The 16,266-nt window shown below is 65.7% G+C and carries 12 protein-coding genes; 5 read left to right on the top strand and 7 right to left on the bottom strand.

The window, feature by feature from the left end; translation table 11 throughout:
- Positions 1 to 86: 86 nt before the first annotated feature.
- The gene (locus tag VF34_RS19815; protein WP_027496446.1) at positions 87 to 338 is read right to left on the bottom strand and encodes a hypothetical protein; all 252 of its coding nucleotides are present in this window, start codon (positions 336 to 338) and stop codon (positions 87 to 89) included.
- Positions 339 to 433: 95 nt separating this feature from the next.
- On the opposite strand from VF34_RS19815, the gene VF34_RS19820 reads away from it, so the two are divergent.
- The 4 genes from VF34_RS19820 to VF34_RS19835 all read left to right on the top strand — a co-directional run bounded on the left by VF34_RS19820 (position 434) and on the right by VF34_RS19835 (position 7,514).
- A complete protein-coding gene (locus VF34_RS19820; protein WP_032372729.1) occupies positions 434 to 4,975 on the top strand; it encodes an ATP-dependent helicase in 4,542 nt (1,513 codons plus the stop codon).
- Positions 4,976 to 5,026: 51 nt separating this feature from the next.
- A complete protein-coding gene (locus VF34_RS19825) occupies positions 5,027 to 5,815 on the top strand; it encodes a DNA-formamidopyrimidine glycosylase family protein (protein WP_032372730.1) in 789 nt (262 codons plus the stop codon).
- A 95-nt stretch (positions 5,816 to 5,910) separates the two neighbouring features.
- Entirely contained in the window at positions 5,911 to 6,261 is a 351-nt protein-coding gene (locus VF34_RS19830; RefSeq protein ID WP_032372731.1) for a YciI family protein, read from the top strand.
- The gene (locus tag VF34_RS19835) at positions 6,258 to 7,514 is read left to right on the top strand and encodes an RNA polymerase sigma factor (RefSeq protein WP_032372732.1); all 1,257 of its coding nucleotides are present in this window, start codon (positions 6,258 to 6,260) and stop codon (positions 7,512 to 7,514) included. The genes VF34_RS19830 and VF34_RS19835 overlap by 4 nt, the downstream gene beginning before the upstream one ends.
- 153 nt (positions 7,515 to 7,667) lie before the next feature.
- On the opposite strand, the gene VF34_RS19840 is transcribed toward VF34_RS19835, so the two are convergent.
- The 3 genes from VF34_RS19840 to VF34_RS19850 all read right to left on the bottom strand — a co-directional run bounded on the left by VF34_RS19840 (position 7,668) and on the right by VF34_RS19850 (position 12,275).
- Complete coding sequence (locus VF34_RS19840) at positions 7,668 to 9,398, bottom strand: glycerol-3-phosphate dehydrogenase/oxidase (protein ID WP_027496443.1); 1,731 nt, start codon at positions 9,396 to 9,398, stop codon at positions 7,668 to 7,670.
- A gap of 100 nt (positions 9,399 to 9,498) precedes the next feature.
- Positions 9,499 to 10,731 (bottom strand): aminotransferase-like domain-containing protein, encoded by a 1,233-nt coding sequence (locus VF34_RS19845; RefSeq protein ID WP_032372733.1) that lies wholly within the window; start codon positions 10,729 to 10,731, stop codon positions 9,499 to 9,501.
- Between the two features lie 140 nt (positions 10,732 to 10,871).
- Complete coding sequence (locus tag VF34_RS19850; RefSeq protein ID WP_027496441.1) at positions 10,872 to 12,275, bottom strand: NAD(P)H-quinone dehydrogenase; 1,404 nt, start codon at positions 12,273 to 12,275, stop codon at positions 10,872 to 10,874.
- Between the two features lie 181 nt (positions 12,276 to 12,456).
- On the opposite strand from VF34_RS19850, the gene VF34_RS19855 reads away from it, so the two are divergent.
- Positions 12,457 to 12,921, top strand: coding sequence for a gamma-glutamylcyclotransferase family protein (locus tag VF34_RS19855; RefSeq protein ID WP_027496440.1), 465 nt, complete (start codon positions 12,457 to 12,459; stop codon positions 12,919 to 12,921).
- Positions 12,922 to 12,958: 37 nt separating this feature from the next.
- On the opposite strand, the gene VF34_RS19860 is transcribed toward VF34_RS19855, so the two are convergent.
- From VF34_RS19860 to VF34_RS19870, 3 genes are all read right to left on the bottom strand, one after another.
- Positions 12,959 to 14,122 carry a M20 family metallopeptidase gene (locus VF34_RS19860; RefSeq protein ID WP_032372892.1) on the bottom strand — a complete coding sequence of 388 codons (1,164 nt, stop codon included), beginning with the start codon at positions 14,120 to 14,122 and terminating at the stop codon, positions 12,959 to 12,961.
- Positions 14,123 to 14,208: 86 nt separating this feature from the next.
- Positions 14,209 to 15,384: a M20 family metallopeptidase gene (locus VF34_RS19865; RefSeq protein WP_045842089.1), complete on the bottom strand. Its 1,176-nt coding sequence runs from the start codon at positions 15,382 to 15,384 to the stop codon at positions 14,209 to 14,211.
- A 104-nt stretch (positions 15,385 to 15,488) separates the two neighbouring features.
- Positions 15,489 to 16,193, bottom strand: coding sequence for an enoyl-CoA hydratase-related protein (locus VF34_RS19870; RefSeq protein ID WP_032372735.1), 705 nt, complete (start codon positions 16,191 to 16,193; stop codon positions 15,489 to 15,491).
- Between the last annotated feature and the right edge of the window lie 73 nt (positions 16,194 to 16,266).

Genomic DNA, 16,266 nt, shown 5'->3' on the forward strand with positions numbered 1-16,266 from the left:
ACCGGCCCCGGGTGTTCGCCAGGTGCGCCCGAGACGAGTGAGCCCCGATCCCGTGCAGGGGTCGGGGCTCACTCGAATGCGTCGGCTCAGCCGTATTCGGCGACCAAGCGGTCGAACTCGTCACGGTCGATCACCTGAGGCTCGTTGATGGCCAGCGCCTGGGCGTACTTGCTCGCCAAGTGGTAATCCCGGCCGAGTGGACCGTGCTCGGCGTCGTCCTCGTCCGATTGGATGCTTGCACCCGGCGGCACCTCGTTCTGCAGGCCGTTCGTCTTGCTGCCGAGCAGTGCGTCGAGTTTCGCGGAAATCTTCTGCATGATCTCTTGGTCGTCGGTCATGGCCACCGGGTACCCGAATCGGGCGAAACGACACCGCAGCGCACGAGCTTCGCGCTCCGGGGTTACCTGTCGGTGCCTCGGGGCATGATGGTGGGATGGCCACGCACAGTATCGGCACCGACATCATGGAGAAGCTGTCGCGGCCGACTCGCGAGTGGTTCAACGGCGCATTTCCGGCCCCCACGTCGGCGCAACTCGGTGCGTGGTCGTCCATTTCCAGCGGATCGCACACCCTGGTGGTCGCGCCGACCGGCTCGGGCAAAACGCTGTCGGCATTCCTGTGGGCCCTCGACGAGCTGGCCCAGCTGGGTGCGGACAGCACCCGCAAGACCAAGGTGCTCTACATATCGCCGCTCAAGGCTCTGGCAGTGGACGTCGAGCGCAACCTGCGAGCTCCGTTGGTCGGCATCACCCAGACGGCCAAGCGTCTCGGTCTGAACCCGCCGGAGATCTCCGTCGGAGTCCGCTCGGGCGACACCAGCGCTGCCGATCGCCGGACCATGATCAAGACTCCGCCGGACATTCTGATCACCACTCCCGAGTCTCTGTTCCTCATGCTCACCTCTGCGGCGCGGGACATCCTGGCCGAGGTCGATACGGTGATCGTCGACGAGGTGCACGCCGTCGCAGGCACGAAGCGTGGCGCGCACCTCGCAGTGTCCCTCGAGCGGCTCGACGCGATGCTGGACAAGCCCGCGCAACGCATCGGCCTGTCCGCGACGGTGCGCCCCCACGAGGAAGTGGGCCGATTCCTCGCCGGTGCCGCTCCCATCGAGATCGTCGCCCCACCCGCTCCGAAGACTTTCGACCTGACGGTTCAGGTGCCCGTGGAGGACATGACCGAACTCGGCGTCACCGACCCGAATGCGGACACCTCCGCCGCTCCCCCGGCTCAGGGATCGATCTGGCCGCACGTCGAGGAGAAGATGGTCGATCTCATCCTCGAGCACAAATCGTGCATCGTCTTCGCCAACTCGCGCCGGCTCGCGGAACGACTCACCGCGCGGCTCAACGAGGTGTACGCCGAACGTATCGGCGGCGGAGTCGATACCGAGCACAAACCACCATCTCAGGTGGGCACCGCATCCGACGTCAACCACGGTGCCGATCCTCTGCTGGCACGGGCCCACCACGGCAGTGTCAGCAAGGATCAGCGCGCGCTGATCGAAGACGATCTGAAGACCGGTCGTCTGCGCTGCGTTGTGGCCACCAGCAGTCTGGAGCTCGGAATCGACATGGGCGCAGTCGATCTGGTGGTCCAGGTCGAGGCACCGCCGTCGGTGGCCAGTGGCCTGCAGCGCGTCGGTCGCGCCGGCCACCAGGTGGGCGAGATCTCCAAGGGCGTGCTGTTCCCCAAGCACCGCACCGATCTCATCCATTGCGCGGTCACCGTCGAACGCATGACGTCGGGCAAGATCGAGGCCCTCTTCGTCCCGGCCAATCCCCTCGACGTCCTCGCCCAGCAGACCGTCGCGGCGTGCGCACTCGAACCCATCGACGCCGAGGACTGGTTCGAATCCGTCCGTCGCACCGGCAGTTTCGCCACCCTGCCCAGGTCTGCCTACGAGTCGACACTCGACCTGCTCTCGGGCCGTTACCCGTCGGACGAGTTCGCCGAACTACGGCCACGGCTCGTGTGGGACCGCGACGCCAACACTCTCACCGGCCGTCCCGGGTCGCAGCGACTGGCCGTCACGTCCGGCGGCACCATCCCCGACCGCGGTTTGTTCACCGTCTACATGGTGGGCGAAAAGCAGTCTCGGGTAGGCGAACTCGACGAGGAGATGGTCTACGAATCGCGAGTGGGCGACGTGTTCGCACTCGGTGCCACCAGCTGGCGCATCGAAGAGATCACGCACGACCGGGTGTTGGTCAGTCCCGCATACGGCCAACCGGGCAGGCTGCCGTTCTGGCACGGCGACGGCCTCGGTCGACCGGCCGAATTGGGCCGGGCCCTGGGCGAGTTTCTGCGGAGCACCACCGACCGCAGCAACCTGGCCGAGCGGCTGAGCACCGACGGTCTCGACGCCAACGCAGTCAACAACCTGATCGCTTTGCTCGACGAACAACTCGAGGCCACCGGCCAGCTCCCCACCGACAAGACGATGATCGTCGAGCGATTTCGCGACGAACTCGGCGACTGGCGATTGGTGCTGCACTCCACCTACGGTCAGCAGGTACACGCGCCGTGGGCCCTCGCGGTCGGCGCGAGGCTGATCGAGCGATACGGCATCGACGCCGCCCCCACCGCATCCGACGACGGCATCATCGTCCGGCTACCCGATACCGACGACCAGCCGCCCGGCGCGGAACTGTTCGTGTTCGAGCGTGACGAGATCGCCGACATCGTCACCGAGCAGGTCGGTGGATCGGCATTGTTCGCGTCGAGATTTCGCGAATGTGCCGCTCGCGCACTGCTTCTGCCCCGACGCAACCCCGGCAAGCGGGCACCACTGTGGCAACAACGGCAGCGTTCGGCACAGCTGCTCGACGTCGCTCGTAAATACCCCACGTTCCCGATCCTGCTCGAAACCGTGCGCGAGTGCCTGCAGGACGTCTACGACCTCCCCGCTCTCGAAGACATCCTGGCCCGCATCGGGCGACGCCAGATCAGGATCGTCGACGTCGAGACGCCGTCACCGTCACCGTTCGCGAATTCGTTGCTGTTCAACTACGTCGGCGCTTTCATGTACGAGGGCGACAGCCCGCTCGCCGAACGGCGGGCCGCCGCCCTGTCTCTCGATTCGGCGCTGCTGGCCGAGTTGCTCGGACGCGTCGAGCTGCGAGAGTTGCTGGACGACAGCGTCATCACCACCACCGAGCTCGAGTTACAGCGACTGCCCGAGGACAGACACGCCAAGGACATCGAGGGTGTTGCGGATCTGCTGCGGCTGCTCGGTCCGCTGACCGCCACGGAAGTCGGACAGCGCACCAACGGCGACGAATTCCCGCAGTGGCTCGCCGAGTTGGCCGATGCAAAGCGGGCAATGGAAGTTTCGTTCGCCGGCCAGAACTGGTGGACGGCCATCGAGGACGCGGCTCGCTTGCGCGATGCACTCGGTGTTCCGCTACCGATCGGCACTCCCGCCGCGTTCATCGAGCCCGTCGACGACCCACTCGTCGACCTGATCAGCCGGTACGCCCGAACCCACGGACCGTTCACCCTCGACGACGCAGCAGCGCGGTTCGGCGTCGGTACCGCCGTGGTGCGTGACGTCCTGCGCCGACTGGCCGTCGACAAGCGCGTCGTCGAAGGCGAATTTCGTCCCGGTGCCACGGGCAGCGAATGGTGCGACGCGGAGGTTCTTCGGCGATTGCGGCGGCGATCTCTGGCGGCGGCACGGCAGGAAGTCGAACCCGTGTCCACCGCCACGCTCGGCCGCTTCCTGCCGGCGTGGCAGCACGTGGACAGTCGTCGGTTGAGCGGGATCGACGGTGTGGCAACGGTCATCGAACAGCTTGCGGGCGTGCCCGTTCCGGCGTCGGCGTGGGAATCTCTCGTGCTCGCCTCCCGGGTGAGCGACTACAGCCCCGCCATGCTCGACGAGTTGACCTCGACCGGCGAGGTGTTGTGGGCGGGCCACGGTGCAATCTCGTCCAAAGACGGTTGGGTGAGCCTGCACATGGCCGATACCGCGCCGCTGACTCTGGTGCCCGCCGCCGAATCCGACCTGTCCGAGTTGCAGATTCGCATTCAGGACGCAGTCGCCGGCGGCGGTGCGTACTTCTTCCGCCAGCTCTCCGACACCGTCGGCAGCACCGACGACACGGCTCTGCAGGCTGCGCTCTGGGAGTTGGTGTGGGCCGGACGACTGAGCAACGACACGTTCGCGCCACTGCGAGCGCTGTTGAACTCGACGGCCACCCGCTCCGCCCCGAGTCATCGATCACCGCGTCGAACCCCGCGCCTGCGTTCCTACCGTCAGTTCGATCGGCCGTCTCTACCCACCCGCACCGGCCCCCCGACGGCCGGCGGTCGGTGGTCACGGTTGCCCGAACTCGAACCGGACCTCACCGTCCGGGCTCATGCCACCGCAGATGTACTTCTCGAACGCTATGGCGTGGTGACGCGTGGTTCGGTCATGAACGAAGGGGTCCCCGGCGGGTTCGCCACGATGTACAAGGTGCTCACGGGGTTCGAGGATTCGGGTCGCTGCCGACGCGGATACTTCGTCGATTCGCTGGGCGGCGCTCAGTTCTCCACCTCCGACGTCGTCGACCGTTTGCGCAGCTACGACGAACCGAAGAAGAACGCCACCGCCGTCGTACTCGCGTCCTGCGATCCGGCCAACCCGTACGGCGGAGCACTGCCCTGGCCGAAGGCCGGCGGCGAAGACACCGACGACACGACGAAGCACCGGCCGGGTCGCAAGGCGGGAGCGCTGGTCGTACTTGTTCGTGGGGAGTTGACGATGTTCGTCGAACGTGGCGGGAAGTCGGTGCTGACCTTCGGCGACAACACCGAGGACATCGCTTCTGCAGCAACGGCATTGGCGACCACGGTCAAGCGCGGCGGGGTGGACAAGTTACTGGTCGAACGGATCAACGGTCACGACATCCACGGCACGGACTTCTCCAAGACGTTGACCGCGGCCGGTTTCTCGGCGACTCCCCGCGGACTACGCCTGCGGCGCTGAGGCACCGCACCACTGACGAAGAAGAGAACCGAAGAACGAGAGAGGACGTAGATGCCCGAGGGCGATACCGTCTGGCGCGCCGCCAACACTCTGCGGGCAGCGCTCGAGGGCCAGCAGCTCACTGCCTGCGACATTCGTGTACCCCGTTACGCCACAGTCGACTTCACCGGCGAAACGGTCGAGTCTGTCGCGTCGAGGGGCAAACACCTGCTGATCAGAGTGGGCGGCTACTCGATCCACTCGCACCTGAAGATGGAAGGCACCTGGCACGTTTACGCACTGGGGGCTCGCTGGCGTCGTCCGGCCTTCCAAGCGCGGATCATTCTGAACACCGAGAAGGCGCAGGCCATCGGATTCGAGCTGGGCGTGCTGGAGATCCTCGAGAACGAGGACGACGCTGTCGGCTATCTCGGACCGGATCTACTCGGACCCGACTGGGACCCAGGTGTCGCCCTGACCAATCTGGAGTCGGACCCCGGCCGACCGATCGGCCTGGCCCTGCTCGATCAGCGCAACATAGCCGGACTCGGCAATGTCTACCGCAACGAGATCTGCTTCCTTCGCGGAGTCGATCCCCGCACGCCGGTCGAGGACTCCGGAGACCTGAAGAAGATGATCGACCTGTCCTTCCGCACCATCACCGCCAACAAGAATCGCAATCAGCGCGTCACCACCGGGGATCGTCGCGCGGGCCGTCACTTCTGGGTGTACGGCCGTGAGAACAAGCCGTGCAGGCGGTGCGGTACCACCATCGAGTTCGGACTGATCGGCGACAACCCACTCGAAGAACGGCAGATCTACTACTGCCCGCACTGCCAACCTCGAGGTGTGGCGAGATAGTCCTGTTCGTGGTGTCCTTTTCGGCGAACCCCGTTCGTCCTTCGTATGTAGGTCGGCGAACGGCGCAGACCACGACGAATCGTCAGGAGCTCACCATGACCGCATACGCAGCCATCGTCTACACCCACGATGCCGACTGGACCTCGCCCGACGTGGCCGACGAGATGGCCGAATACGGTGCATTCAGCGCCTCGGCCGGACCGACGATCACCGGCGGCGCGGTCCTGTACCCCACGTCGACCGCCACCACGGTGCGTGTGTCGGGCGGCAAAGGCGGTGACGTCCTGACGACGGACGGTCCGTTCGCCGAAGCAAAAGAGGTACTCGCTGGGTTCTTCCTCCTCGAGGCACCGGACCTCGACGCGGCGATCGCGATGGCGGCGCAGATTCCCGCGGCGTGGAACGGAGCAATCGAAGTCCGGCCGGTCATCCCGATGGCTCAGTGAGCACACCGGCCGAGCAGCTGTCGGCCACGATCCGTGACGAGGGTCGCCGAGTGTTGGCGACCCTCGTCCGCATCACCGGCAGTCTTGCCGTAGCCGAAGATGCGGTCTCCGAGGCCGTGGTGGCCGCACTCGACCACTGGCCTCGATCGGGCGTCCCCGACAACCCACGAGCGTGGCTCACGACCGTCGCGCGCAACAAGGCTCTCGACATCGTCAGACGCGAGGCCGGCCGCAGCGTGAAGGAGCGAGAGGCAGCGAATCTTGCACTGCTGAACCAAGATTGGCGTGAGGAAGACAAGGACTCGATCAGCGACGACATGCTGCGGCTGGTGTTCACCTGCTGCCACCCGGCGCTCTCCGTCGAGGCACAGGTGGCGTTGAGCCTGCGTACCCTCTGCGGGCTCGCCACGGTCGACGTCGCCCGCCTGATGCTCGTGCCGGAAGCCACGATGGCCAAACGGCTCACACGCGCGAAGAAGAAGATCGCCGCCGCCAACATCGCGTACCGAGTACCGGACTCGGCGGAGTTGCCGCAACGACTCGACGCGGTGGCAACCACCGTGTATTTACTGTTCACCGCCGGGCATCTCGGGGGCGAGACGCTGGTGCGGCCCCAGCTGTGTGACGAGGCAATTCGCCTTGCCCGCCTCATGATCGAGCTCATGCCGGACGAGCCATCCCTTCGAGGACTACTGGCACTGATGCTGTTCACGGACTCGCGCCGGGCTACGAGGACCGACGAGGAGGGCGGCCTGGTCAGGCTCGAAGACCAGGACCGATCTCGCTGGAATCGGGAGGCGATCGAGGAGGGCATGCAGTGGGTGGACAGTGCACTACGTCGCAGCGACACCCCACCGAACCGGTACACCGTTCAAGCAGCCATCGCGGCATGTCACTCCGGCGCGCCAACCTACGCCGACACCGACTGGTCTCGGATCGTCGAGCTGTACGACGTGCTGTCCGGGGTGGAGAACACACCGATCGTGGCACTCAACCGAGCGGTGGCCGTCGGGGAAAGTCGAGGTCCTGCCGCCGGACTCGAAGCACTCGATGCCATCGCCTCGCTGGGCGGGCATTATCTGTGGCATGCCTGTCGAGCTGTGATGCTGGATCGACTCGGCCGAGCCGAGGAGGCCAGAAGTGCACGAACAACCGCTCTGTCTCTCGACCCGTCGCCGGCGGAAAGGGCGTTTTTACGCGCGCAGCTCGAATCGCCGGTCGGTCCCGACCAGCACCGCCCGGGCAAAATCTGACGGCTCACTGTCAGGTGAGACCAAGCCTGCTCACAGCTTCGCCGATCACCATGGATCGTATGTTGACACTTGCGATACTCACCCTGCTGGTCATGGCTGTCTCCGGCGCGACGGCTGCTCGCGCACCGCGGACGCTGGTTCGGGTTCCGTGACTCAAAGGGTCCGGACGGGTTCGAGAATTTCCTGACGCGCTTCGGGGGCGACGACGCGCAGGGCGTCGGCAGATTCGTCGTCCGGCTGACGCTGCGACGCGATCTCGGCCTCGACCCGAGCCCGGTACGTGTCGACCTCACGGTCGACCGTGGCCTCGTCCCAACCCAGGATCGGGGCAATGAGTGCTGCGACCTGACCCGCGCAGTTCATCCCCCGATGTGAGTACTCGATGGAAATCCGGGTGCGCCGCGACAGCACGTCCTCGAGGTGCAGTGCGCCCTCGGCCGCAGCGGCATAGACCACCTCGACCTGCAGATAAGCGGGCGCGTCGGTCAACGGTTGCAGCAGTTCGGGTTTGCCGTCCGCCATGGCCAGCACCTCGTCGATCAGCGAGCCGTATCGGTCCAGCAGATGAGTCACTCGGTGCGGATGCAGCCCGTGTACTTCGCCCAGGTGCGGGGCCTGATTGACCAGCGCGAAGTAACCGTCCGCGCCGACGAGCGGCACCTTCTCGGTGATCGACGACGCCACCCGCGCCGGGATGTCCTCGGCCGCGAGATCCACTGCGTCCTCGGCCATCACCCGGTAGGTCGTGTACTTGCCACCTGCGATAGCAATGAGTCCCGGTGCCACCCGCGCCACCGCGTGCTCACGGGACAGCTTGGACGTCTCGTCGCTTTCACCCGCCAGCAGCGGCCGCAATCCCGCGTAGACGCCGTCGATGTCGTCGTGCGTGAGCGGCGTGACGAGCACCCCGTTGACCTCGCCGAGAATGTAGTCGATATCGGCTTTGGTCGCGGCAGGGTGCGCGAGATCGAGGTTCCAGTCGGTATCGGTGGTGCCGATGATCCAGTGCGCGCCCCACGGAATGATGAACAGCACGGACTTCTCGGTGCGCAGAATGATCGCGGCTTCGCTGACGATCCGATCGCGCGGCACCACGATGTGCACACCCTTCGAGGCCCGTACTCGGAAGCGACCACGCATGTTCGACAGCGACTGAATTTCGTCGGTCCACACGCCCGTGGCGTTGATCACCACGTGCGCACGCACCTCGGTGGTGGCCCCGGTCTCCGAATCTCGCACTCGCACACCGGAAACACGGTCGGCTTCACGGAGGAACCCCACGACCTGAGTGGACGTACGCACCACTGCGCCGTAGTGGGCTGCCGTTCTGGCGACGGTCATCGTGTGCCGCGCGTCGTCGACGACGGTGTCGTAGTAACGAATTCCGCCGATCAGCGATTTCCGTTTGAGGCCGGGCGACATCCGCAGGGCACCCGAACGGGTCAGATGCTTCTGTTGCGGAACCGATTTGGCACCGCCCATCCGGTCGTACAGAAAAATACCCGCCGCGATGTACGGGCGCTCCCACCCCCGATGGGTGAGGGGGAACAGGAATTTCAGCGGTTTGACCAGATGCGGCGCGAGAGTGGAGAGCGAGAGTTCACGTTCGTGCAGCGCCTCACGGACGAGTCCGAACTCGAGTTGTTCGAGGTAGCGAAGGCCACCGTGGAACATCTTGGACGAGCGAGAGGACGTGCCCGACGCGTAGTCACGCGCCTCCACGAGCGCCACCTTCAGGCCTCGTGTTGCCGCGTCGAGCGCGGCACCCGAACCCACGACGCCACCGCCGACGACCACGACGTCGAATTGTTCGCGTCCGAGCTGGTCCCACGCCTCCACCCGTTGGGTGGGTCCGAGGAACTTCGTGTTCGATCGGTTGCTCACTGGGCGCTCCCTGTCCTCGAAAATTCCTCGCGATGTCTCCCACGTCAGGCTACCGCCCCAGGTCGGCCGAGCGCAGAACCAGCGCAGGCTGGTCTGCGGTTCAGCTTCGCCGTGTCATCGACGCATGTGCCGCGCTCAGCCGCCGCACTGCCTCGTTCAGCACCTCCGGTGTGGAGCCGGCGAAGCTCAACCTCAGCGAGTGGCGGAAGTACTCGGCCGACGTGGACGTTGCAGCGCGCACGAACGCGCTACCCGGCACGAACGCGACGCCGTGCGCGAGCGCCGCAGCGAGCAGCTCGGTGGTATCGGTCCCGTCGCGAAAGGTCGCCCACGCGAACATTCCACCTGTGGGTCGCGAGACGTCCAGCGCCGAACCGAATTCCCCGGACAGATCGCTCGTCAATGCGTCTGCGCGACAACCGTACTCACGCCGAAGATCGGTCAGGTGGTCCGCCAGCCACTCGGTGTCGCCCAGCAGGTCGGCCGCCATCAGCTGTGTCAGCGAGGAACCGCACAGATCGGCACCCTGTTTGAGCAGTTCCACCGCCGCGCACACTCGGGGCGGGGCAACGAACCATCCCACGCGCAGAGTCGGTGCCAGGATCTTCGACGCGCTCGACAGCCTGACGACACGATCGCTGTGACACGCGATCGGCAACGGGGACGGTCCGGATTCGATTGTGTCGAACCAGATCTCGCCGTACGGATCGTCCTCGATGATCCAGAATCCGTACCGGTCGGCCAGGGCCGCGAGTCGGCGACGGCGAGCCTCGGTCATCGTCACGCCGCGGGGGTTGTGGAAGTTGGCGACCGTATGGACCACCGCGGGCCGCAGGCCGGCGAGCAGCCGCGCTTCGAGCTCGTCGACATCCATCCCGCCGTCGGTGATGGGGATGGATTCGATCTGCGCCTCGGCAATCGAAAACACCTGCAGCGCGCCGGTATACGCGGGCTCGTCGACGACGACAACGGCACCCGGGTCGATCAGCGCCTGCGCGAGCAGCGTCAGCGCCTGCTGCGATCCGTGCGTCACGACGACGGTGTCAGTCGGAACCGTCACTCCCCCGCGCACGGCGCTCTCTCTGGCGGCGATCACGTTGCGCAGTGTGCGGTGGCCGGGGGTCTCGCAGTACTGCACTGCGTCGTAGTGTCGCAGCACTGCGTCCGCTGCGGCAGCGATGCGGTCGACCGGTATGAGATCTGTGGCCGGTAAACCGCCGGCCAGGCTGATGATCTCGTCGCGAGCGGTCAGGGCCAGAAGGTCGCGGATGGCCGAACTGTCGAGTGTTGCGGTACGGCGGGCCAGATCGGCAGGCGGATGAATCGAAGACACGAAAGAGACTCCAGGGAAGCAGGGACGGGAAGAACGGCCCGCGGATCCGCAGAGTCGAAGAGAGAGCGGACGGGTGTGTCGGCTCTCTCGACTATGTCATGTGCGTCCGAAATATGAAACGTACTTCTCGCATTGTGAAATCAGTCCAGGTCGTCGTGCGCCATCAACTGACGCGCGGCCTCGATGACCGAACCCGACAGCGACGGATAGACCGAGAACGTGTTGGCCAGGTCGTTCACCGACAGATTGTTCTGCACGGCCATCGCGATCGGAAGAATCAACTCCGATGCGCTCGGAGCAACCACCACACCACCGATGACCACACCGGTGGCGGGGCGACAGAATATTTTGACGAAACCACGCTTGAGACCACTCATCTTCGCTCGCGGGTTGGTCGTCAACGGCAACATCACCGTGCGTGCCGGTACGTCGCCTGCATCGATCGCGGACTGTGCGACGCCGACCGATGCGATTTCGGGCCGCGTGAACACCGCCGACGCCACGGTCTTGAGTTTGATGGGACTGACGGCCTGGCCCAGGGCGTGGTACATCGCGATGCGTCCCTGCATCGCGGCCACCGACGCCAACGGCAGCAGACCCGTGCAGTCACCCGCCGCGTAGATGCCCGCGACCGCGGTACGAGACACGCGGTCGACACGCAGGTATCCACCCTTGTCGAGCTCGATCCCGACCTTCTCCAAACCGAGTCCCGACGTGTTCGGGACCGATCCGACGGTCATCAGCGCGTGGCTGCCCTCGACGGTGCGCCCGTCGGACAGCGTGACGACGATACCGTCGTCGGTGCGGACGACCGAGTCTGCGCGGGCATGCTTGACGAGGGTGACGCCACGTTCGTTGAACGCGTCTTCGAGCACCAGGGCAGCGTCCTCGTCCTCGTGCGGGAGGACGCGATCGCGGCTCGATACCGCGGTGACCTTGACGCCCATCTCGGTGTAGGCCGAGACGAACTCGGCACCGGTCACACCGGATCCCACGACGACGAGGTGTTCGGGCAGTGCTTCGAGGTCGTACAACTGACGCCAGTTGAGAATGCGTTCGCCGTCCGGCTCGGCACCCTTGACGACGCGGGGGCGCGCTCCGGTGGCGACGAGGACCACATCGGCGTCGAGAATTCGCTCCTCGCCGTCGGCCAACACCGCCTTGATCTGATGCGAGGCCAATCCGACGTGCGTGTCGATCATCTCGGCGCGACCGGCCAGTATTTCGACCCCCACCGAGGTGACCCGGTGCGCGATGTCGGTGGACTGCGCCTGCGCGAGGCTCTTCACTCGCGAATGAATCTGGGGCAGCGCGACGGCTGCCTGTGATGGGTCGAGTGAGATTCCGAGGTCGCTTGCGCGACGCATCTCGGTGCGAATGCCGGTCGAGGCGATGAACGTCTTCGACGGCACGCAGTCCCACAGAACGCAGGCACCACCGATGCCGTCGGAATCGACGAGCGTCACCTGTCCGCCGTGCTGCGCCGCCACCAATGCTGCTTCGTACCCTGCCGGACCACCACCGATGATCACAATCCGGGTCATTGATCCTCTTCTCGCGTGCTGAAATCTTTGTACTGTGTCACGTCAACGGTATTGCAGTGTCCGGTTCCGCGCGTCGGTAAGGCTAGCTTCACTCCACCCGTCGCTCGGCGTACCTGCGACGACGCACCGAAACACCACCACGGGGCGTCAACGGGCGGCGATACGGTTTAGGCTGGCCGACGTGCCAATTTATGCCGCCTACGGATCGAACATGCATCCGGAGCAGATGTTGCAGCGTTGCCCCCACTCACCGCTGTCGGGAACCGGGTGGCTGCACGGGTGGCGCTTGACCTTCGGCGGTGGCGACATCGGCTGGGAGGGCGCGCTCGCCACGATCGTCGAGGACCCGGACTCACAGGTCTTCGTGGTGCTCTACGACGTCTCCGACGAGGACGAGGAAAGCCTGGATCGGTGGGAGGGCTCGGAGCTCGGCATACACCGCAAGATCCGGCTGCGCATCGAGACCGGAGGCGAGCCGGTCCTCGCGTGGCTCTACGTTCTCGACGCCTACGAGGGTGGCCTACCGTCGGCACGCTACCTCGGGGTCATGGCCGAGGCAGCCGAAATTGCCGGTGCCCCAGCCGAATACGTGCGCGACCTACGCACCAGGAACAGCCGCAACGTGGGGCCGGGCACCACGTCGTAGAAGTTCGCGGTCAGCGGCGACGACCACCGCCCGACCGCTAGTTCGGATCCAATGCGATCCCGGTCATCACTTTCACACCCACGGCCAAGGCTCGCTCGTCGAGGTCGAATGTCGGCTGATGGATGTCGAGTTGCGGACCGGTCCCCGACCACACGCCCAGTCGGGCCATCGCTCCCGGCACGTTCTCCAGGTACCACGAGAAGTCCTCGCCGCCACCGGACTGAGCCGTGTCGGCCAACGCCGCCGGACCGACTCGGCCGATGGCCTTCTCGAAGGTGGCCGTGGACGCCGGGTCGTTCACCACAGGCGGTACGCCGCGACGGTAGTGCAGCTCGAATCGCACCCCGGTCGGTGCCAGCAGACCGGTGACGATCTCGCGAACGAGCGGCTCGAGCAGCGCCCACGTTTCGTGGTCGCCGGTCCGTACTGTTCCGGTGAGCATGCCGGTCTGCGGAATGGCGTTGGGGGCCTGCCCCGCCACGACCGCGCCCCAGACCATCACTGTGCTGGTTCGCGGATCGATTCGTCTGCTCAACATGCCGGGCAGCCCGGTGATGACGGTCCCCAATGCGTAGACCAGATCGGTCGTCAGATGCGGCCTCGACGTGTGCCCGCCAGGCGAGTCCAGACGCAACTCGACGGTGTCGGCGGCGGAGGTGATGGCCCCGACACGCACTCCCACCTGCCCCACCTCGAGCCGCGGATCGCAGTGCAACGCGAAAATCTTCGACACCCCGTCGAGCGCACCCGCGGCAACGGCGTCGAGTGCACCGCCCGGCATGACCTCCTCGGCAGGTTGAAAGATCAGCCGAACGCCATAGTGCAGGTCCGGCAGCGACGCCAGCGCGAGTCCGGTCGCCAGCAACACCGTGGTGTGGGCATCGTGCCCGCACGCGTGGGATACGCCGGGAACCGTCGACGTGTACGGCGCACCGGTGATCTCCTGCAGCGGCAACGCGTCCATGTCCGCGCGCAGCGCGACGCGTGGGCCGTCGGGACCGATATCGCAGATCAAGCCCGTGCCGCCGGGCAGCGGTTTGGGTGACAGGCCTGCCGCCGAGAGCTGCTCCATGACGAACGCCGTCGTAGCGAATTCACGACGGGCCAGTTCCGGATGGGCGTGAATGTGCCGACGCCACAGGGACAGATCTTCTGTGTGAGCCTGAATCCACCGATCGATCGCGGCTTCACGTGAACTCATCCGAACTTCTGCCTCTTCGCCTGCGCTCATCCGAACTTCTGCCTCTTCGCCTGCGCTCATCCGAACTTCTGCCTCTTCGCCTGCGCTCATCGCTGCACCGCGGATCGAGCGTTCACACCGTCGAGCAGACGCGCCCGGGTCTGTGGATCGGCTGCGGCGCGAGCGGCCGTTCCGGCGAGGGCGAGAGCACCGTCGAGCAGTGCACGATCGGCGGACTCGGTGACACACGCTGCGGCGAACTCCGGTTGATGCGTCACCGCCCCTCCGGCATCGAGGCCGACGACGGGGTGGATTCCGGGTAGAACATTCGTCACGTTTCCCATGTCAGTGCTGCCCAACGGGCGAAATCCTTCCAAATCCGGTGCCAAGGGCGACCGTCCCAATGTTTCGATTTCCTGACGAAATGCCGCCACCAGCCACGAATCCGGGGTCAGGGCCGCGTATGTCGGCGACACCGTGCGGATTTCGTGTGTGCATCCGGTGGCAATGGCACCCGCCTCGAAACAGGCGAACGTCTTCTTCGTCAGCGCCTCGAGTGACTCGGTGCTGTTCGCGCGAAGATAGTAGAGCAGCTCGGCATGTCCGGGCACGATGTTCGGCGCGACGCCGCCGTCGCTGACGATGCCGTGCAGTTGTTGGCCGGGCGAGAAGTGCTGCCGAATGAGCCCGAGCGCCACCTGCGCGACGGTGACGGCATCGCCCGCGTTGATTCCCCACTCGGGGGCGGCCGACGCATGGGCCGCACGGCCGGTGAATTTGACGGCAACGTCGGCCAATGCCAGCGACGTCGCGCCCACGATGTCGAACGGGCCCGGATGCACCATCAGTGCGGCACCGATGTCGTCGAAGACGCCGCGCTCGAGCATCAGGACCTTGCCACCGCCCGTTTCCTCGGCAGGGGTGCCGAGCACTCGGACCGTGATGCCGAGAGCATCGGCCACCGGCGCGAGCGCCAGGGCGGCACCCACCGCGGACGCGGCGATGATGTTGTGGCCGCAGGCATGACCGATCTCGGGCAACGCGTCGTACTCCGCGCAGATTCCGATCACGAGCTCGCCGCTACCCACCGACGCGGTGAATGCGGTGTCGATGCCGGCGACCCCGGATTCGATCTCGAAATGGTGGGCGCGAAGCGTGTCGAGGACCTTCGCAACGCTGCGATATTCCTCGAACGCCAGTTCCGGTTCTGCGTGAATCGAGTGCGACAGCGCAACCAGTTCGTCGGTTGCGTGAGCGAGCGCGCGGCCGATCTCCTCGCCCACGGCGGCACTGTTCGGTTCGTCGATCACGAGAGACAGTGTGTCACTAGCGCGGCGGCGTGTCGGAACGGCTGTGCCGACTCCGAGCCCGAACAGTGCCGGACGGGCTAGTTGCCGAAGCTGAAGTTGCTGTCGTCCGTCGGCGTCGTCAGCGCAGCGAGCAGGTCCACGTGCATCCGACTCTTGATGCCGGCCAGGTTCGCTCCCCGGGTGCTGGTCAGCGCCGCCGCCTTGGCAACGGCGTCGGAGACCACCGATTCCTCGGACGCGGTGGCCTCGACGATTCCTGCGGCCACCGCATCGGCCCCGCCGTAACGACGGCCGGTCAGCATCGCCTCGACGGCGGTCTGTTTGGGCAGCCTGGAATTGATCAGGGCAGACATGCCGACGGTGAACGGCATGTTGAGGTTGACCTCCGGCAGGCAGTAGAAGCCTCGGTCTGCGCGCTGGATGCGGAAATCCTGCGATGTTGCGAACATCGCGCCGGCACCGAACGCATGGCCCTGCACCGCTGCGACCGTGGGCATCGGGAACGCCAGCAGCCGCGTGTAGAGCGTGTGCACGCGGTCGAGGTACCAAGTGATCCGGTCCAGGTTCGCGAACAGCCAATCGGTATCGAGTCCGTTGCTGTAGAACTTGCCTGCCGAGGTGGTGACCAGCGCGGCCGGACCGGTCGATGCCTCGACCTCGTCGAGCAGTGCATGGACGGCATCTATCCAGTCGGGGTTGAACCTGTTCTCTGGATTGCCCGCGCCCTCCTGGGCACCGAGGAACAAGATGTGGACATCACCGTCGCGTTCGAGATAAGGCATGCAGCGGATACTACTCGGCGGTAACTTCCCGGTCGCACCGTCTCGGTTCCACATCCATCGCAGCGATCTCATA

Source organism: Rhodococcus sp. PML026 (assembly GCF_000963615.1).
GTDB lineage: Bacteria > Actinomycetota > Actinomycetes > Mycobacteriales > Mycobacteriaceae > Rhodococcoides > Rhodococcoides fascians.